The organism is Planktothrix paucivesiculata PCC 9631 (genome assembly GCF_900009265.2).
GTDB lineage: Bacteria > Cyanobacteriota > Cyanobacteriia > Cyanobacteriales > Microcoleaceae > Planktothrix > Planktothrix paucivesiculata.
On the sequence record NZ_LR734982.1, the window covers coordinates 214756 to 233573 of the forward strand.

Genomic DNA, 18818 nt, shown 5'->3' on the forward strand with positions numbered 1-18818 from the left:
GGTAATGGGTAATGGGTAATGGGTAATGGGTAATGGGTAATGAATCGGTAGATTTTGTATAATTAAGTCAATAATAGGGAGATTTTAAGCTGATGTTAACTTTGGAAACGCTATTTGATGAACAATTCTATCTGAGCACATATCCTGATGTAGCTCCAACGATTGAAAGGCAAGAATTTCGGAACGCTTTTGATCATTTTGTCGAGGAGGGTCAATTTTTGGGTTATGAACCTAATCCTTTATTTGATAGTCAATATTATCAACAGGGAGATCTGGAATTGTCAATCCAAATTGAGGGAGAATTTATTACGGCTGTTAAACATTTTATTGATTTTGGTCAATTTGAACCCCGTTCTCCTAATCCGTTATTTGATCCTATCTATTATTTAGAAAGATATCCTGATATTAAATCAGGTTTTTTACAAGGACAAATAAACCCGTTTGAACATTTTTTTCTCCAGGGACAATATGAAGGACGTAATCCCAGTATTGATTTTGATACTAACTTTTATCAAACTCGATATCCCGATGTATTATCTGATATTCAATCCGGGCAATATCAGACATTTTTTGAGCATTTTTGGAGGCAAGGATTAAAGGAACAAAGATTAGGAATTGCTCCGGCTTTTCAAGATGACCTGACCCAAACCATTAATATAGATATATTATTAGGACAAAGAACCATTGTAGGCTTAATAGATGCCGCTAACCCCATTGATATTTATGAGTTTATTATTCCTAATTTTAATAGTCAGGTTAGTATAATCATGAATCAAATGAAAGCTAATTTAGACCTGGATTTGATTTATGACCTGAATAATAATCGAGCGGTTCAAAGTAATGAAATTGTTGCTAGTTCCACTAATTTAGGTCTAACCCCAGAATCGATTAAATTAGATAAATTACCCAGTGGAACCTACTTTCTGCGAGTCTCCCCCATGGACGGAAATACCCATTATCTTTTGAATTTATCAGCTACCCCAATTTAAGTTTGTTGTTGCGCTTCAGCGCTCTTAGAAAGGGCTAAAGCCCAACAACGTCGGATTAATAAGTCCAATTTTGCTTAGTCTGCAAACTATAGGTTCCATCCTTCACATTTACCCGCTCGGGAATTAGATCGAGATCCCGAAACAAATTAGCCTGATGCTGTAGGGCGTCGAGGGATTGTTCATCAATCGGGATAATCGCCCGTTCGGCACTGCGTTTCTGTAAAGTTTCTAGGATAAATGGGTCAATTTCGTGTTGATCTAGCAATCGTTGAGCCGCTTCTAATTCCTGTTTTTTAGCCCAGGCTCCTGCTTCGTTAACCTCCTCTAAAATCACTTTTAGGAGGTCAGGATAGTCTCGGACTAGCTCTGGAACCGCATAGTAATAGGTGGGAACCTCCAAAGAAGCCCTATCCCCAAAGATGCTCTCTAGGTCGGCAATGGAGCGTCCTGGGTAGGAACTTCGGGCTTGAGTCGGTGTATAGGGAACCCAAACCACCCAAGCATCTACTTCACCCTGTCGGAATAGGGGCAACGCCTGGGGCTGGGTGAGATAAATGGGGTCAATATCGCTAAAATCCAGTCCCACTTTCCGCAATGCTCGTATCAGGATGTAGTGGGCACTGGAGCCTTTATCAAAGGCAATTTTTTTACCCTTGAGGTCAGCCAGGGTCTGAATTGGCGAATCCTCGGGGACTAGAATGGCTTGACCTTTGGGGGCGGTATATTTTTCCTTCGCCACCCGCACAAAAACATGATCCGCCGCCTGGGAGAAAATACTGGCCGTACCCCCGCCGCCGCAAAAATCAATTGTCCCGTTACTCAGCGCTTCAATCAGAGCCGATGCGGATAAAAAGCTTGTCCAGGTCACAATTAGCCCAAAGGGTCGCAAACGTTCTTCCAGTAAGGCTTGACTGCGAAGAACCTCAAAATTGGTCATTCCCTCTGGATAACCGATTTTGAGTTGTTTGAGTCGTCGCGCTTGTTGGGCTAGGGGTGTGCTACCCGCATGAGCCGAGCGGTCAGAAAACCAACGATCCAAAACAATACAAAATACGATTCCCCCGACAAATAATCCCACGGTTTCTAATAACCTAATAGTTGAGTTTTTGGGAGGATTGACGGGATTAGCGGGATTGACCGGACTCACCTGACTGATGGGGGCCGAGAGTACCGGACTAGATTCGGGTGTGGCCATCAAATGACTATTAAAAGCCAGACTCAAAACCAAACTGGAGGCAACACCGAGACCAAATTTCACCACAAACCGGGAAATTACCCCTCGGGGCAGGATGACCGGAAGGGATCGAAAAATATTGGGACTCGTAAGTTTAGACCAAAGATTAAGGGAATAGCTAATCATAATAACCTCTTTGATAAATATGTTTTATGGACAGGAAGAAAAGAATGGAAAATAGCAGATTAGAATTAAACCATTAATTGACCCAATCCGGTAAAAAATGAATGAAACGATTGATTTTGCTCGAATGATCAGGCTTTCGTCAAAAGACAAGAAGCTGAAAAATAAATTGTTTAAGTCATTTCGATAAAAATAATTTATTGTTTCAATAAATCGCAGGTTATATAATAAAATACAACCCAAATTTTAGCCTTTTAATGGCTATTTATATATTATTATAACTTACACAAATCTGCTAATGGATTGATGTTGTGGGCTTGATTGCTAACTTTGAGCGATCGCTCTCTAGTTTTGGTGACCATATAAATGTTGAAAGAGGGATGCTGATGGATTGGTTAATGACCACAATTAAAGTTGGCCTAGCTGTGGCTTTAGCGACAACCTTTGACGACAATATTTATCTAACGGGCTTTTTTAGTGAAGTTAATCGAACGTTTCGTCCTCCACATATTGTGGTGGGTGAACTGATCGGGTTTACCGTGTTATTAAGTGTCAGTTTGATTGGTTTCTTTGTGGGGCTGGTAATTGACTCAGCTTGGATCGGATTATTGGGGATTCTACCGATACTCATTGGTCTGAATAATTTGATTAACTTGAATAAAGATGATTCCGCCAAAGATCGGTCAGCCAACCTAAAAATAAACTCTAAATATCGAGGATTTGATTCTCGAAAGCGATCGCTCTGGGACGTCATTCGCGATCGCCAAACCTACAGTGTTTCGGCCGTCACTATATCCAATGGCGGTAATAATCTGGGGATCTATATTCCTTTATTTGCGAGTAGCAGTATTCAAAATTTAGCGGTGATGATCCCGATTTTATATATAGTGGTTTGCTGTTGGCTATTTCTCTCCTATAATCTGACTCGTCAACCGGGTATCGCCGTTGTACTTAGCCGTTATGCCAGCAAAATTTTCCCCTTTGTATTGATGTGGCTGGGTTTTAGAATTTTGTTAGATAGTGAATCCTATCGTCTTTTTTTACCCAATATATAGCCATCCTAATGTCTTAATAAAGGTCGAATTAATTCCATAATTCGATCGGAATTAAAGTTATTGATAATATCCGTTAGCACTCGGGATAGACGGGCTTTAGATTCGGGAATTTGTCTGATTAATTCGTTCATTACTTCGGTATCGAGATAGTAAGCAGCTTGATACATTTCTTCTAACCACTCAGGAGACATCATGGATAAATCTTCTACACAAAGGGTTTCAACTAATAATTTTTTGGGGCTTTGTTCTACGGCTTCATAAATATATTGCACTCCCAAATATCGAGCTATTTTATCAAAAATTTCCTTTTCCTGAAAGGGCTTGCTGATAAAATCATTACAGCCCGTCATGATCACTTTCTCTCGATCTTCTTCAAAAACACTAGCGGTTAAAGCAATAATAATAGGTTCGGGGTTTTGCCGGTGTTCTCTAATATATTGAGTTGCTCTGTAGCCATCCATGACGGGCATTCGGATATCCATAAAAATCAGGTGAGGTAACCAACTTTCCCAGAGCGAAAGGGCTTCCATACCCTGGGTTGCTTCTGCGACCTCAAAACCAACTGAACTCAGAATATCAATTAATAAACGGCGATTTTCTGCTAAATCTTCAACTACAAGAATGCGGTAAGTGGGTTGTCCAGGAGCTAAACTAATGACTCTTTGATGAATTGATTCCCCAGGCAAAGGTTGTACTTGAGGTAACTGTACATTAATCCCAAAAGAAAAAGTGCTCCCCTGATTCACAGTGCTTTTAACCTGAATTTTACTGCCCATAATTTGGATCAGTTTTTGACTGATGGCTAAACCCAGACCCGTACCTTGACTCAAATTATTTCCGGCTTCGGCTTGTACAAAAACTTGAAATAAACTCTCAATTTCCGTTGGTGCAATTCCCACTCCCGTATCCTCTACCTCAAAATAGAGATGACAGCAGTTTGCTTCCCGTTGTTCTGTTTTTACTCGGAGGGTGATACTTCCTTGGTGAGTAAACTTAATCGCATTACCGAGGAGATTGACTAAGACTTGATAGAGTTTTTTCTCATCGGTATGCACAAATTGGGGAAGATTGGGATCTCGCTCAAAAATTAAATTTAATTCTTTAGATTGGACTTTAACTTGAAACATTTCTTCAATGGAAGTGAGTAAATTGATTAAGTCAAAGTCAGAAAGATTAAGCGTCATCCGTCCGCTTTCAATTTTGGATAAATCTAAAATATCGTTAATCAAATCTAACAAATGTTTACCACTCCGATTGACAATTTGTAAACGTTCTTGGACGGAAGGAGTCAAAGCGCTTTCATAGCTCATTAATTGTGTGAATCCTAAAATAGAGTTGAGGGGGGTGCGGAGTTCGTGACTCATATTAGCCAGAAAGATACTCTTAGCTTGGTTGGCGGCTTCTGCTGATTCTTTTGCCTGCTGAAGTTCTAACTCCGATTGTTTGCGATCGCTAATATCAATTAAATATCCCAAAATTTCCACAGGTCTCCCGGCGTGATCTCGAATCAGTTTGACTTGTTCGAGTACCCAACGATAATTCCCATCTTGGTGCAGAAGACGAAATTCTTGAAAATAAAAACCATCGGCGAATAGATGGGTCAGTCCATTAAGAACTGGATCTACATCATCGGGATGCAAATGATTCATCCAAAATTCAGAATCTTCCAAAAATTCCCTAGTTTCATAGCCCAATATATCCTTAACATTTTCGCTGATAAATGTTGCCCCATAGTCGCCATCAGGTTTACTGCTAAAAATAACTACGGGGCTATAGTTGAGAAGAAAGTTAAGGCGATTAGTGGTGGTTTGTAAGGCTTTCTCCGCCAGTTTTAGCTCTGTGATGTCGTGCTGAACCGCAACATAAACCGTGCCGTATTCAGGATGTTCAAACCGAGAGGTATGGACTCTACACCAAAACAGCGTACCATCTTTTTTCTTGTTGTAAACCTCATATTTGGCTTCCCCGTCCCGATCAAGTTGGGTGGCGATATCTTCAACGCTGGCATCGGGTGTCACCTGGCTATCAACATAATTGATCACACCCACGGGTTGACCGACAAGTTCGCCCTCTGCATAGCCCAACATGGCATCAAATTTAGGATTAGTGTAGACAATTATCAAGTCGGAGGATTTGATTAAAGCGACTCCGCCTGCCATATTATTCATAATAATACTTTGCAGTTCTAGGGTCTTTTGAGCTTCTTTTCGGGCTGTAATATCTTGGATTTGAGCAATAAAATGTAGTGGCTTTCCCTGCTCATCTTGTATTATCGATCCATTCAGCAGAATCCAAACAATATGTCCTTGCTTATGAAAATAACGTTTTTCTAATTGGTAAGTTGAAATTGTTCCTGCTAATAGCTGTCGGGCATAACTGAGATCGATATCTAAATCGTCAGGATGGGTAATATCTTGAAAAGTTAATGTTAACAACTCCTCTGGAGAGTAACCAATAATCTTACACAGAGCAGGATTGACTTTCAGCCAATGCCCATCAAGGGAAATGATCGCCATCCCGATGGAGGCATCTTGAAAGGCATGGCGAAATTGTTCTTCACTATTGCGTAAAGCCGTCTCAATGTGTTTGCGATCGCTAATATCCCGCAAAATAACCGTAAATACTGTTTCGTCTCCGATTTCTAACCGAGAAATTGAGGCTTCAGCCAAAAACTGTGTCCCATCTCGACGAAGACCCCAAATTTCACCTCGTTCTCCCATTTTTCTGGCTTTTCCCAAAGACTGGGCAAATTTTTGGATATGCCGACCATGGGCATTTCTAAACTGTTCTGGGAGTAATAAACTCAAAGGCTGCCCTAAAACTTCCTCGAGTTTGTAGCCAAAAATCTTTTCCGCTCCTTGATTAAACAGGGTAATCTGTTGAGTGCTATCCACTGAAATAATCGCATCATTGGCAATTTCTAAAATTCCGGCAAAACGAGCCTGGGATTTTTCTAAGGATTCTGTGCGTTCGGCTACAAGACTTTCTAAGGTTTGGTTGATTTTTTTTAGTTCTACCTCAGCTTGTTCACGCTGGTGATCAATTTGGTTCAAAAATCCAGCCGTCACCCACACAAGAATTGATAAGGTAGAAACTATAATGATTGACCGTAAACTATAGCCAAATTCAGCGTTATACCAGCCTAATTTTTGTCCTTGAAATGTTAACCAGTTGAGGGCTATGGGAAAGACAATCGCCCAAGGGAGTAACCGCCGAAGGATGACCCCACCGACTAGGGGACTGGTTAAGATCTGCATGAATCCCTCCTGCGGTCGGAGCCACAAAATTCCGATATGGAGGAGGAAAAAGTTCACGATTGTGTTGATTGCTTGACTTGTTGTGAGGATAAGCAATCGTTCCAAAACATCGACATGGAATAGGTGTTCAAATAATGCTAACAAACAAATTAAAGCCACAACACTACTACAAATCTGAGCCAACTTAATATTCCGGGGACGGTTTCGCCCGAGTAGGAATAGGGCTGCTCCCATCAGGACAAAATTGAACGCCGTATTGATTCTCATGCGTCCGGGATAATGGGTTTTGGGGGATACAATATCTGGAAATAGTAATTGATCAATCTTCAAATCCCAACCAAATAAATACTCACTTAGTGTTAGTAAACCGATGACCATAATTGCCCCCGCCAACCCTTGAGAGACGCGATAATGCAGTTGGGTGGGTCGTGGGCGCGACAACAATATTAAACAGACTCCAGCAGACAGAAAGCAAATCGCTGTATTCACTTTCATGGTTGAGGTGATTCCGGGAAAACCACTTTTGAGCAGAGAGAGGTTAAATTGCCAACCGAGGAGTACAGTTACCGCGATGGAAATAACCACTAGCCCGGCGATTTGAGAAATCCGATTTTTCATAACAGATTTATTTGATATTTAGGAAATTATAACTATCTGAAATCCCCAGAAAATAAAATATGAGTATCTAATAAAAACCCCATTACTTATCCCCATAAAAAGCTGCAATTACTTCTTCAGGAGTTTGATCAAAATCATCAGCAATTTCAACTTGACCCTGCCAAAAACCTGCAACCCTCCGCTTTTTAGCAGTACAGGACTTACGCAAGCACGCTATATATAGCGTGTCAAAAGTAGGCGATCGCCCTAAAAAGTCCTAATTATTTATTTTCCCCCCAATGTTGGGGGCTAGGGGGCTAGATGGCTTGAAATGTATCCTGTTTAGGATGCTAAGGTTATGAAGGATTGATCAGCAGTTTTAGAGACTATTTCTCAAGCAGCAATATTTGCCCCCTAAATCCCCCAAAATTGGGGGACTTTAAGAGGTTGTCCTGTTAAAGCGATCTCGTTATGATTTTGAATATCTGATAGCAAATCGGTTAAATTATCAGATAAGTTAGCAATATCGAAAGTTTTGGTTGACATTTTGCTGATCCCTTAATCATTACTAATAAATAGTATATAGCAATCCCCTTGTTGTTGCGCTTGGGCTCAAAAAATAGAAGGCGATCGCCAAACAAAGAATTTATTTCTATGTAGAAGGTAATTATCAATACTTACTTAGTCACAAATCTTTAACACCCATCAAATAAGATTGCTATAGTCATATAGAAAAACCCATTAGAATTTTTTCCCTATTCAGTAAAATATTGTTATATTATACTTACTTTTATAAAATTAAAGATATAATATGATTACCGATTTAGTTACCAACCATCAAGGCGATATTTTAATCGTTGACGATTTACCCGATAACCTCCGTCTGCTGAGGGATACCTTGAGTGAAGAAGGCTATAAGGTTCGCAGTGCCACGACGGGGGCCATGGCAATCAGAGCCGCCCACTCTCCATCGACTGATTTAATCTTACTTGATATTAAACTGCCCGATCTCGATGGCTATGAAGTATGTAGAAAATTAAAATCCGATGGACGCACCGCAGATATTCCCGTGATTTTTTTGAGTGCCCTGAATGAAACCTCGAATAAAGTTCAAGGTCTGGCTGCCGGGGGAGTGGATTATATTTCTAAGCCATTTCAAGTTCAAGAAGTATTAGCTCGTGTCGCCATTCATCTGACCATCCGAAGGCTTCAAAAAAGCTTGCAACAACAGAATTTACGCTTGATTCAAGAGATAGAAGAACATCAACAGCTTAAAGAAGTCCTCTTTGCCGAAAAAGAATTGGCTCAGGTGACTTTACAATCCATTGGTGATGCGGTGATTACCACCGATGCCCAGGAGAATATTAGGTATTTTAATCCCGTTGCTGAAAAACTCACGGGCTGGAAAGCACAGGAAGCCGAAGGACTACCTCTGTCTGAGGTTTTTATAATTATTAATGAAGTTACGAGAAAACCCGCAGACAATCCGATCACCAAAGCACTATTAGAAGGGAAAATCGTAGGTTTAGCGAACCATACAGTTTTGATAGCTCGGGATGGGACAGAGTATGCGATTGAGGACTCAGCAGCCCCGATTCGCGATCGTCAAGGTGAAATTATCGGCGCGATCATTGTCTTTCATGATGTGACCGAATCGCGCTATCTCACCCGTCAACTCTCTTGGGAAGCTAGTCACGATGCCTTGACGGGCCTCATCAACCGTCGAAGATTTGAGCAGTATCTCATGGAGGCGATCGCCTCTGTTCAACACAGTAATCACCATCACGTTCTCTGTTATTTAGATTTAGATCAGTTTAAAGTGGTGAACGATACCGTGGGTCATATTGCCGGCGATGAACTCCTGCGTCAAATTACGACACTTTTACAACAGGCAGTTCGGGCAAATGATCGGTTAGCTCGCTTGGGGGGTGATGAATTTGGTCTTTTGCTGACTCAATGTCCCCTTTCTCAAGCCGCTCAGATTGCGGAAATTTTGAAAGACAAAGTGCGTCAGTTTCGGTTTATTTGGGAGAGCAAAACCTTTATTGTTGGGGTTAGTATTGGGGTGGTTGCTATTAATAAAACCAATCCAGATTTGATGGAGATTTTGGGGGCGGCGGATGCCGCTTGTTATGCAGCCAAAGCTAAAGGGCGCAACTGTATTCATATTTATCACCAGGATGATGGGGAACTGATTAAACAACGGACGCAGAGGCAGTTGATTGCCAAAATCAGCCGAGCGCTGGAAACCCATCGTTTTTGTCTATATTATCAAAAGATTGTTTCTATTACTTCTAAATCCTTAGTAGAACATTATGAGGTTTTACTGAGAATGTTGGATGAAAATGGCGAATTAATCCCTCCCAGTACCTTTATTCCTGCGGCCGAGCGTTATGGATTGATCACTGATATCGATTGCTGGGTGGTTGAAACTTTTTTCTCGAATTATAAAAAAATATCTCAGCAAAACTTTATCCAGCAAAGTTTATATGCGATTAATCTTTCTGGTGCTAGTATTTGTAACAATGGGTTTTTGGAGTTTTTAATTGAACAATTTCCTCGCTACCAAATTCCCCCCCAAACCATTTGTTTTGAAATTACTGAAACCGCCGCGATCGCTAACTTCGACCAAGCCCGATATTTTATGGGGGAACTCAAAGAGATTGGCTGTCGCTTTGCCCTAGATGATTTTGGTAGTGGGTTAAGTTCCTTTGCTTATCTGATCAATTTACCCGTGGATTATCTAAAAATTGATGGTACTTTTGTTAAGAATATTAATGATAATTTAATTTCTCAAGCGATCGTTGAAGGTTTTAATCGTATTGCCCACGCCATGAATCTGGAAACGGTAGCTGAGTTTGTGGAGGACGAAACCATCTTACAAAAGTTACGAGAGATTGGAGTTGATTATGCTCAGGGTTATGGAATTTCCCATCCGGTTCCGATTAACTTCAACCACGAATAAAAATCCCCCAACTTTGTAGTCAGGGGGGTAGGTCAAAAGTCGGTTAGATGATTAAACAACACGCCGGCCAGTCAGTAGGTTATAGACAATAGCAATCAGTGCCAAAACCAAAAGAATATGGATTAAGCCGCCTCCAACATTAACTGAGAATCCTAATAACCAGAGGATGAGTAGTACACCAACGGCACTCCAGATGATATTAGACATATTTTCTCCTTTTATTGAGATAAAATTCAATGACGTTATTTGGTCGGTGGTTCGGGCTTAAATAGATCACGAACATCAGCTTCTACACCTTTAATGGCTTGACGGTCTTGCTTTGCTGCTTCCTGGGTTTTTCCACCCGGGTTGTAGTCAGGGTTTTTAATACTATCAAGAATCCCTTGTTGGGTATTCGCATCAAATTGCTGATCGTTTTGAACAACATCGGTTTTCTGGTCATCTGTGATGTTAGCGATCGCTTCTTGGGCCTTATCCTTAACATTACTGATCATCTCTTTCGCTTGATCCATGATAGCAATTTGAGTCTGCGGTGAATTCATGCCTTGGGTTGATGAACTTGCAGCCCAACTTGATTCCGATGCCAAACTAAAGACAAGGGCAGTTGAGAGGAATAAAACCATGCCGATAGACAGCAGGAATTTACGAACTTTGCTAAACAAAATCATGTTAATATCCAAAATATTTTTGATGGCTCGCAACTAACTGAGTTTTTTATTCATTGGTAGATCTACCAAAAAATATTTATTTTAAACTGGGGCAAATTATCAGGACTCTCTGGGAAAATTCGATAAACGCAAACTACACACTATTTTAGGTGTTAAGTTGTTATCGTTTTTACCATTATTTGAAACCGATCTTACGGGTCAAAAATGGTAGAATCCAATGCCCACATAGCCTTTTAGTCCAGTTTAGCTTTGACTTCATCTTTCACATCTTCAACGGTGTGAATCACTTTTGCCTCAGCTTGTTTTTCCTTGCCTTCTGCCTGATCTTTAGGATCTCCCGTCACGTTACCTACGGTTTCTTGAACCTTACCGGCAATATTTTTAGCGGTGGCTTTCTCTCTATTTTTTAAGCTCATATCGGCTCCTAGTTACGGTTTTTAAATTTGATATTTACTAATTTGAGCGGTCTTAACAACTCTGTTAATAAATTTCATACTTTTATTGTAGTAGCCTTTTTATAAATTGATTGCGTTTTTATCAATTAATACAAAAGATATACCATTAGGAATAGAATCTCATCAGGGAATAGGCAATAGGGAATAGGGAACACCAGATAATACTTCTGGCTGTTTCATATCCTTTATAAATTATTACAACCTCCGTCTCGCGCTTCGCGCATTGCTATACCTGTAGGGGTAATTGATGAATTAATCCTACAGATATAGTTAGGAGGGATCAAGGATACCTGCTTAATTGTTTAAACGTCGCAACTGTACTTTTAAACCATCCCGGGGACGGGGAGTGGGAATGGTAATTAAGTCTAAGGATTGATTGGGTAATAGTTGCCAATCATAATTTCTGACTAATAAAGCGGCAAATAATTTGATCTCTAATTTAGCAAATTCTTTGCCAATACATTCGCGCATTCCGCCCCCAAAGGGAACCCAACTAAAGGGTTTTGGTTTATCTTCATTGCGGGCTTCACTAAACCGCTCAGGATCAAATTCTTGCGGTTGAAAATAAACCGTTTCATCCTGATGGGTTTTGGCAATTTGATATAAAATAGACCAGCCTTTGGGGATAGAATAACCGTTATATTCACAATCTTGAATTACTTCTCGAAACCCACCGCCAACCGGAGGCACAAACCGCAATACTTCTTTCATCACCTGTTCTAAATAGGTCATGGATTTTAAATCTTCAAAAGTGATGGGTTGAGAGGGATCAAATTGTTGCTGTTCGGCTCTAATTTTTGCTATAATATCAGGACGCTGACCGACCTGTAAACAGAAGGATGCGATCGCCGAAGTTAAGGTTTCATGTCCGGCAAATAATAGGGTTAAAATCTGATCCTTGAGTTCTTCAATTCCGAGTTTGTTTCCGTCTTCATCCTGGGCTTGTAATAATAATCCCAAGGTATCTTCCCCAGACTGGGGTTGTTGTTGGCGTTCACGAATTAGGGTTTCTATTTCTGTTAATAATAACTGATGGGATTTACAAGCTCGATTAAATTTTGTTCCGGGTAAACGCAGGGGAATAGTAAATAGTCCATCACACCAATCTTCAAAGATTTCTTCTAAATGGGTATCGGTAGCTTGCTGTTTTCCAATTAATAATTTACAGGCAATATCAAAGGTATATTTCCGTAATTCAGGATACCAAATTAAGGTTGATATTTGTTCCCATTTATGCAAATAACGATGGGTGAAATCTTCCATAGTCGCAGCATATCCGGCTAAAGCTCTGGGTTGAAAGGCTTGGGATAAAATCTTACGGCGAGACTTATGAATATCTCCCAATTGCATTGATAATGATCCCTGTCCTAATAATATTCGGGTACTTGGCGGCCAAGCCACAATAAAATATTTATTCTCATTTGCAAATAAAAACCGATTAGCTTCCGATCCCATCATAATTACAGTGGGACGACCAAAAAGATGGGTTTTAAAGATTGATCCATATTGTTTTTGTCGTTTATCAGCAAAATCAGGATCTCGCAAAAAACTAATGGTTTCACCCATCATCGGAAAACCCGATTTACCCGGGGGCAAAGGCAGAGACGTTGTAGATTTAGTTGAGGTCATAGTGAAGGTAATTGATTAATTTGAACAGAAATGATAGGATTGAGTCATGATCCAAATGCTAACACTATTTCCTTAAAAGATCATGAATTACGGCCCCTCTCCCCAAACCCGTTATCCCATCCCCGAACAAACTCGATTAGTCTATCTGAAAACCATTATTAAAAATCCGAATATTATTGTCGGGGATTATACTTATTATGATGATTTTGAGAACCCAGAAAACTTTGAAAAGAATGTTTTATACCATTTTGACTTTATCGGAGATCAATTAATTATGGGTAAATTTTGTGCGATCGCTTCCGATGTTAAATTTATCATGAATGGCGGGAATCATCGCACGGATTGGTTAACTAATTATCCTTTTCCCGTATTTGGAAACGGTTGGGAATCTGCCATGCCCGATTCTTGGCCGTTTAAAGGAAATACGGTAATTGGTAATGATGTTTGGATCGGATATGGGGCTACAATTATGCCGGGTATTAATATTGGAGATGGGGCAATTATTGGGGCTCAATCAGTTGTGACCCGGGATGTTCCTCCCTATACAATTGTGGGGGGAAATCCGGCCCAACAAATTCGCAAACGGTTTGAAGATTCTATGATTGAAGACTTATTAAATATCCGATGGTGGGATTGGGATATTCAGAAGATTACTCGGCATCTTCACGCTATTTGTGGGGCGGATATTGAGGCGTTGCGTCAGGCTTTAGACTCTGAGTAAAGAATGGGGGCACGAAGGTGGAAGCGATTATGCTGACTGAGTTATAATAGGCAAAGGCTGACTCTATTACCTGGGTAGGTGCTTGGAGGTAGCGATCGCTCAAAAAGGAGATAAAATTTAGTTGGAAATATTTGATTTAATCTTCTTGGATAGTATTGTTGAGAAAATTGAGCGCAAGCACAACGTTCAGACACAGGAGGTAAGAGAAGTTTTTATGCGGTTTCCACTTATACGATTTATTGAAAAAGGAAACCGTCAAAATGAAAACGTTTATGCCGCTTATGGTCAAACACAGACGGGACGCTACTTAATTGTTTTCTTCATCTATAAAGAAGATAATAATGCCTTAATATTATCAGCGAGGGACATGACCAATGCCGAACGAAGAAAATACCGAAATGGCTAGAAGTTCTATCTCAAATGCTACCTCCTATGAAGATATAGGAGAGTTTTGGGATGAGCATGATACGGCCGATTATTGGGAGCAAACTTATCCGGTTAAATTTACAATTAATCTTAGCCCTAAATCTCCGGTGACATATTACGGTATTGATCAAAGTTTATCTGAAAAAATCAGTGCTGTCGCGGAACAGAAAGGGATGTCTGCGTCAAATCTTTTAAATTTGTGGGTGCAGGAGAAATTACAGGAAGAAAGGGTTTAAGGTGATTCCTCTACCTGGGCTAAACTGAGGAATGAAAAATAAATAACTTGCACAATTACAACGTGGAAACCTTGATCTACTGTAAACTATTGCTCAATTAGTCACCTTATTGGTTTTTCATTCCTGAGTAGGGTTTAGCTTAAGATAAAACATTTTAACTAGAGATGTCAATTGAGTGTAAAAGGCGTTAGGTATGGATATAATAAATCTTATTTCAGCAATATTGGGACTGTTAGCAGCACCAGGGATAATTAAATTTATATTTAACCTGGCGAATTAAGCCAATTATACTTGATTAAAGGATAGTTTTCCGATTACATATAGTAACATTGGTGGGCAAAGCCCACCTTACGACTTGGGATTAATTTTACCCAATATTAGGTGATAACCGTGGGTTGTTGACGTCCGGTTATGGTTTTGATTTGGGCAATTTCATCGGCAATAGTAATTAATTCTCCTAGCGCCTCTTGCGGATCTAAATTGTGTTTAGTGGGGTCGGGTTCGTAACTTTCTAAATACACCCGTAAGGTTGCCCCTTTAGTTCCGGTTCCCGATAACCGAAAGACAATTCGAGAACCATCGGTAAACCCAATCCGAATCCCCTGATTATTACTAACACTATTATCCACCGGATCGGTATAGCTAAAATTATCACTATATTCGACTTGATAGGAACCGTATTGTTTCCCCTTCAGGTTCGGTAAAATTGTCTGTAACTTATCGACTAATTGATTGGCTTTTTCGGTTTCAATCTCGTCATAGTCATGGCGAGAATAATAATTGCGTCCGTAGGTTTGCCAATGATTGCGAACAATATCTTCCACGGATTCTTGACGCACGGCTAAAATATTTAACCAGAATAATACTGCCCACAAACCATCTTTTTCCCGAACATGATTTGATCCGGTTCCAAAACTTTCTTCCCCGCAGAGGGTGGCTTTTCCTGCATCTAATAAATTGCCGAAAAACTTCCATCCCGTGGGGGTTTCATAACAGTCTATACCTAATTTTGCCGCCACCCGATCGGGGGCTTGGGATGTGGGCATGGAACGGGCAACTCCGGCTAAACCGTCTTTATATCCGGGCACTAAATGGGCATTGGCGGTGATGATGGCTAAACTATCACTGGGGGTGACAAAAAAATTCTTGCCTAAAATCATATTGCGATCGCCATCCCCATCGGACGCCGCCCCAAAGTCCGGGGCATTTTCTCCGAACATAATTTCCACTAAATCATGGGCATAGACTAAATTAGGATCGGGATGACCGCCGCCAAAATCCTCTAGGGGAATGCCATTAACCACGGTTCCGGGTGCGGCCCCTAAGCGGTTTTCAAAAATGGCGCGGGCATAGGGGCCAGTTACCGCGTGCATGGAGTCCACACACATCCGAAAGTTGCCCGAAGTTAACAATTTTTGAATTAAGTCAAAATCGAATAGGGATTCCATCAATGACCTGTAGGGTTGGACAGAATCAATCACCTCAACGGCCATGGTTCCCAGTTTAAAACTGCCGGGTTGATCCAAATTAATATCGGCCGCCTCCATGGTTTTGTAGGTATCCATGACCAGGGTACGGGCATAAATCGCTTCGGTGATTTTTTCGACGGCTGGCCCGCCATTACTGCCATTGAACTTAATCCCAAAATCTCCGTCTGGCCCTCCGGGGTTATGGCTGGCAGAGAGAATAATCCCCCCAAAGGCTTGATTTTCACGAATCATACAGGAGGCGGCGGGAGTGGAAACAATGCCCCCACATCCGACGAGAACCTTTCCAACGCCGTTGGCGGCGGCCATTTTTAAGATAATCTGAATGGCTTGACGGTTATAGTAGCGACCATCTCCCCCTAAAATCAGGGTTCCCCCTTCATACCCCTCTTGGGTATCAAAAATCGCCTGAACGAAATTTTCTAGGTAATGGGGCTTTTGAAAAGCCGGAACGGACTTGCGTAGGCCGGATGTTCCCGGTTTTTGGTCGTTAAAGGGTTGAGTTGAAACAATACGAATATTCATGAGACATTGACGATGGAATGCTTGCCCCAATTGTATCGGTATGCAACTCTCCTTTTAACACTTGTGATAAAAATTCAATCAATGATCGACAGAACTAAGAAATACCCGGTTGCACGGATAGGAGAATCTCAAAGGTTGTCCCTTTTCCGTCTTCAGAAGTACACTTTAATCGACCATTATGTTTTTCCACCACAATTTGCTGAGAAATGGATAAACCTAAACCCGTGCCTTTGCCTAGGGGTTTAGTGGTGAAAAACGCATTAAAAACTTGGTCTTGCACCGACTTAGGAATTCCCGGGCCATTATCGGAAATAGAAATGCAAATTGCATCTTCTATAATTGACCCGGGGTGCATTTTGCAGGATTCGGTTTTAATGGTAATTTGTCGAGGAATAGGTTGCTGTTCTAAGGCATCAATCGCATTCGATAGAATGTTCATAAATACCTGATTCAGTTGGTTGGGATAGCATTGGACTAAGGGAATTTCTCCATAGTCTTTAATCACTTGAATTTCTGCATGATTTCCCTTGGATTTTAGTTGATTATGCAGAATTTTTAGGGTTCCATCTAAACCCCCATGAATATCGGCTAATACCATTTCCTGTTGATCTAGGCGAGAAAAGTTCCGTAAAGATAGGGCTAAATCATATAAACGATTCGCGCCTAAGCGCATAAATTCTAAACTCTGGGGTAATTCATTAATAATGGTATTAACGTCCGATGCTTGAATAAAATCTCGGATTTCTGAAGCGGGTTCCGGGTAATACTGCTGATAGAGTTTGACTAGCTCCATAAGCGTCTGAATATCCTGATTAACGTAGGTCAGATTTCCGTGAATGGAACTAATCGGGTTTTTAATTTCATGGGCAATTTCGGTCATCATTTGCCCCAAACTAGACATTTTTTCGGCTTGGATTAGTTGGGCTTGGGTTTGTCGTAAATCTTGTAGGGTTTTTTCCAGTTGTAATGCTCTTTCCCGCTCTTGAATTTCTGAAACTCTTAAATTAGCTTCGACCTGTTTTCGTTGGGTAATATCCCGGACAATGGCTAAAATTTCATGGCTGCCACTTTTCACATAACGCGCTTCATAATGATGCCAGTCTTTATCACCTCTTACCACATATTCACCCACTTGAATTTGACCGGTTTCTAGGGTTTTTTCCAGATAATATCTTGTCCAATCAGCCAAATCCTTGGGAAACACATCTTCAATTTTTTTGCCAATTATATCCTCGATATCGAGCCGATGAAGATTTTGCTTATCGGGATAATAATCGACCACTACGCCTTCATTACTAATGCAGAACATTAAATCAGGAATCGCTTGAATTAAACTGATGGTTTTAGCTTCTGCTTGTTCTAAAACCTTGGTCATTTGATCATATTGTTCTTGAATGGGATTGACTTTTTGATTCTCTAAATGAAGGGAAACCAAGGTAGAACTTGCCAGTGATGTTTTCAGTTGATGAATTTCTTGATGGGCTTTTCCTAGTTCTTTATCTAAATAATTCCGTTCGGCGATTAAGCGTTCATAATCCGCTAGTATTCTGTCTAAAATAGCATTTTGGTTTAAATCTTCCCATACTGGATCAAACATGGGGGTGTAGTTAAATGAATCTTTTTGGAAAAGGTGCTGACTCATATCTGGATTTCTCCTTTATGCTATATATATAATTCAGCCTTTCGGGATAACTCCTAAAAGGTTTATTGGGTCATTGAATCAATACTAATATCGAAGCTACACCCCTAACCCATGGAAGCATTAACCGAAATTGTATAAGTGGGGTATAACAGATACAGGTTCTGTTTTTGAAACCCTCAAACAATTGACTGATAAAGACTTACAGCCTTTTTTTCATGATTTTTACTAAAATAGAGCCAGTGTTCAGCTTTTACCGCACGTTATTAGCATACTTTAACTTAACAAGTCTCCTAGTTTTAGTAATCTAAATTACAAAAAAGGTTAATTTTCTTTAAACTGATTTCTAAGAGGTTAACATAACACAATAAATATCTACTTTTAATTATAATAATTTAACAATGATTAAAATATTATAAAATTATTATAAAATTATTCTTGGATTTCGCTTAAATTGTCAATTTAGGGTAAAATCCTTTGCAAGTTTGAACCCTAAAGACTATCGGTAACACGACTAAAATTAAAGTCTTGAACCTTGACTCCAGGGGCAACCACATTCTCATAGCATTTAACGCCACTTAAGGCATCCACATTATGGAATAGTTTTGGTAAACTTTGATTAAAGCTGAATCACACAGTTTGTGTTAATTGTTCAATCGGTAAATATAGCACACTTGAAGCACTGCGGTGTCTCCGGGCTGAATTCGTTTCAATCTTGGCAGTGATACTAAAATTGGCGGCGGTAAAATGCTCACCAGCCTTAATTTCCCCGGAATTAGCCATGGCGTACAACATCACCTAGCTACTGAGGT

16 protein-coding genes are annotated in these 18818 nt (G+C 40.4%); 6 read left to right on the forward strand and 10 right to left on the reverse strand.

The window, feature by feature from the left end; translation table 11 throughout:
- The first annotated feature begins 92 nt into the window (after positions 1-92).
- Positions 93-989: a hypothetical protein gene (locus PL9631_RS01000; RefSeq protein ID WP_083616177.1), complete on the forward strand. Its 897-nt coding sequence runs from the start codon at positions 93-95 to the stop codon at positions 987-989.
- Between the two features lie 55 nt (positions 990-1044).
- On the opposite strand, the gene PL9631_RS01005 is transcribed toward PL9631_RS01000, so the two are convergent.
- Entirely contained in the window at positions 1045-2250 is a 1206-nt protein-coding gene (locus PL9631_RS01005; protein ID WP_231516598.1) for an aliphatic sulfonate ABC transporter substrate-binding protein, read from the reverse strand.
- A gap of 407 nt (positions 2251-2657) precedes the next feature.
- Between PL9631_RS01005 and PL9631_RS01010 the strand changes: the two genes are divergently transcribed.
- Positions 2658-3401, forward strand: coding sequence for a cadmium resistance transporter (locus tag PL9631_RS01010; RefSeq protein ID WP_197046212.1), 744 nt, complete (start codon positions 2658-2660; stop codon positions 3399-3401).
- Between the two features lie 5 nt (positions 3402-3406).
- Here the strand turns inward: PL9631_RS01010 and PL9631_RS01015 are convergent, their stop codons facing one another.
- Positions 3407-7276, reverse strand: coding sequence for a PAS domain-containing hybrid sensor histidine kinase/response regulator (locus PL9631_RS01015; RefSeq protein WP_083616179.1), 3870 nt, complete (start codon positions 7274-7276; stop codon positions 3407-3409).
- Positions 7277-7669: 393 nt separating this feature from the next.
- Positions 7670-7801 (reverse strand): hypothetical protein, encoded by a 132-nt coding sequence (locus tag PL9631_RS26905; RefSeq protein WP_269321672.1) that lies wholly within the window; start codon positions 7799-7801, stop codon positions 7670-7672.
- Between the two features lie 265 nt (positions 7802-8066).
- On the opposite strand from PL9631_RS26905, the gene PL9631_RS01025 reads away from it, so the two are divergent.
- Entirely contained in the window at positions 8067-10220 is a 2154-nt protein-coding gene (locus tag PL9631_RS01025) for an EAL domain-containing protein (RefSeq protein ID WP_083616180.1), read from the forward strand.
- 51 nt (positions 10221-10271) lie between these two features.
- On the opposite strand, the gene PL9631_RS27120 is transcribed toward PL9631_RS01025, so the two are convergent.
- The 4 genes from PL9631_RS27120 to PL9631_RS01045 form a co-directional block, all read right to left on the reverse strand.
- The gene (locus PL9631_RS27120) at positions 10272-10427 is read right to left on the reverse strand and encodes a lmo0937 family membrane protein (RefSeq protein ID WP_156090404.1); all 156 of its coding nucleotides are present in this window, start codon (positions 10425-10427) and stop codon (positions 10272-10274) included.
- Between the two features lie 35 nt (positions 10428-10462).
- Positions 10463-10888, reverse strand: coding sequence for a hypothetical protein (locus PL9631_RS01035; RefSeq protein ID WP_083616181.1), 426 nt, complete (start codon positions 10886-10888; stop codon positions 10463-10465).
- A gap of 233 nt (positions 10889-11121) precedes the next feature.
- On the reverse strand, positions 11122-11304 hold the full coding sequence (locus tag PL9631_RS01040) for a CsbD family protein (RefSeq protein WP_083616182.1): 183 nt from the start codon (positions 11302-11304) through the stop codon (positions 11122-11124).
- Positions 11305-11637: 333 nt separating this feature from the next.
- A complete protein-coding gene (locus PL9631_RS01045) occupies positions 11638-12972 on the reverse strand; it encodes a cytochrome P450 (RefSeq protein ID WP_083616183.1) in 1335 nt (444 codons plus the stop codon).
- 82 nt (positions 12973-13054) lie between these two features.
- Here PL9631_RS01045 and PL9631_RS01050 point away from each other — a divergent pair, with 82 nt between their 5' ends.
- The 3 genes from PL9631_RS01050 to PL9631_RS01060 all read left to right on the forward strand — a co-directional run bounded on the left by PL9631_RS01050 (position 13055) and on the right by PL9631_RS01060 (position 14355).
- Positions 13055-13693 carry a CatB-related O-acetyltransferase gene (locus PL9631_RS01050; RefSeq protein ID WP_083616184.1) on the forward strand — a complete coding sequence of 213 codons (639 nt, stop codon included), beginning with the start codon at positions 13055-13057 and terminating at the stop codon, positions 13691-13693.
- Positions 13694-13907: 214 nt separating this feature from the next.
- The gene (locus PL9631_RS01055) at positions 13908-14099 is read left to right on the forward strand and encodes a BrnT family toxin (protein WP_231516599.1); all 192 of its coding nucleotides are present in this window, start codon (positions 13908-13910) and stop codon (positions 14097-14099) included.
- Positions 14068-14355: a CopG family antitoxin gene (locus tag PL9631_RS01060; protein ID WP_083616186.1), complete on the forward strand. Its 288-nt coding sequence runs from the start codon at positions 14068-14070 to the stop codon at positions 14353-14355. The genes PL9631_RS01055 and PL9631_RS01060 overlap by 32 nt, the downstream gene beginning before the upstream one ends.
- A 377-nt stretch (positions 14356-14732) precedes the next feature.
- Here the strand turns inward: PL9631_RS01060 and PL9631_RS01065 are convergent, their stop codons facing one another.
- The 3 genes from PL9631_RS01065 to PL9631_RS01075 all read right to left on the reverse strand — a co-directional run bounded on the left by PL9631_RS01065 (position 14733) and on the right by PL9631_RS01075 (position 18789).
- Positions 14733-16367 (reverse strand): alpha-D-glucose phosphate-specific phosphoglucomutase, encoded by a 1635-nt coding sequence (locus PL9631_RS01065; protein ID WP_083616187.1) that lies wholly within the window; start codon positions 16365-16367, stop codon positions 14733-14735.
- Between the two features lie 94 nt (positions 16368-16461).
- The gene (locus PL9631_RS01070) at positions 16462-18009 is read right to left on the reverse strand and encodes a sensor histidine kinase (RefSeq protein WP_156090405.1); all 1548 of its coding nucleotides are present in this window, start codon (positions 18007-18009) and stop codon (positions 16462-16464) included.
- Between the two features lie 627 nt (positions 18010-18636).
- Positions 18637-18789: a hypothetical protein gene (locus PL9631_RS01075; protein ID WP_156090406.1), complete on the reverse strand. Its 153-nt coding sequence runs from the start codon at positions 18787-18789 to the stop codon at positions 18637-18639.
- Between the last annotated feature and the right edge of the window lie 29 nt (positions 18790-18818).

Excerpts from the sequence above, each read along its gene's own strand:
- PL9631_RS01045 (WP_083616183.1), bottom strand. The coding sequence starts at position 12,972 with ATGACCTCAACTAAATCTACAACGTCTCTGCCTTTGCCCCCGGGTAAA.
- PL9631_RS27120 (WP_156090404.1), bottom strand. The coding sequence starts at position 10,427 with ATGTCTAATATCATCTGGAGTGCCGTTGGTGTACTACTCATCCTCTGG.
- PL9631_RS01035 (WP_083616181.1), bottom strand. The coding sequence starts at position 10,888 with ATGATTTTGTTTAGCAAAGTTCGTAAATTCCTGCTGTCTATCGGCATG.
- PL9631_RS01015 (WP_083616179.1), bottom strand. The coding sequence starts at position 7,276 with ATGAAAAATCGGATTTCTCAAATCGCCGGGCTAGTGGTTATTTCCATC.
- PL9631_RS01070 (WP_156090405.1), bottom strand. The coding sequence starts at position 18,009 with ATGAGTCAGCACCTTTTCCAAAAAGATTCATTTAACTACACCCCCATG.
- PL9631_RS01050 (WP_083616184.1), top strand. The coding sequence starts at position 13,055 with ATGAATTACGGCCCCTCTCCCCAAACCCGTTATCCCATCCCCGAACAA.
- PL9631_RS01025 (WP_083616180.1), top strand. The coding sequence starts at position 8,067 with ATGATTACCGATTTAGTTACCAACCATCAAGGCGATATTTTAATCGTT.
- PL9631_RS01055 (WP_231516599.1), top strand. The coding sequence starts at position 13,908 with ATGCGGTTTCCACTTATACGATTTATTGAAAAAGGAAACCGTCAAAAT.
- PL9631_RS01040 (WP_083616182.1), bottom strand. The coding sequence starts at position 11,304 with ATGAGCTTAAAAAATAGAGAGAAAGCCACCGCTAAAAATATTGCCGGT.
- PL9631_RS01065 (WP_083616187.1), bottom strand. The coding sequence starts at position 16,367 with ATGAATATTCGTATTGTTTCAACTCAACCCTTTAACGACCAAAAACCG.
- PL9631_RS01000 (WP_083616177.1), top strand. The coding sequence starts at position 93 with ATGTTAACTTTGGAAACGCTATTTGATGAACAATTCTATCTGAGCACA.
- PL9631_RS01060 (WP_083616186.1), top strand. The coding sequence starts at position 14,068 with ATGCCGAACGAAGAAAATACCGAAATGGCTAGAAGTTCTATCTCAAAT.
- PL9631_RS26905 (WP_269321672.1), bottom strand. The coding sequence starts at position 7,801 with ATGTCAACCAAAACTTTCGATATTGCTAACTTATCTGATAATTTAACC.
- PL9631_RS01075 (WP_156090406.1), bottom strand. The coding sequence starts at position 18,789 with ATGGCTAATTCCGGGGAAATTAAGGCTGGTGAGCATTTTACCGCCGCC.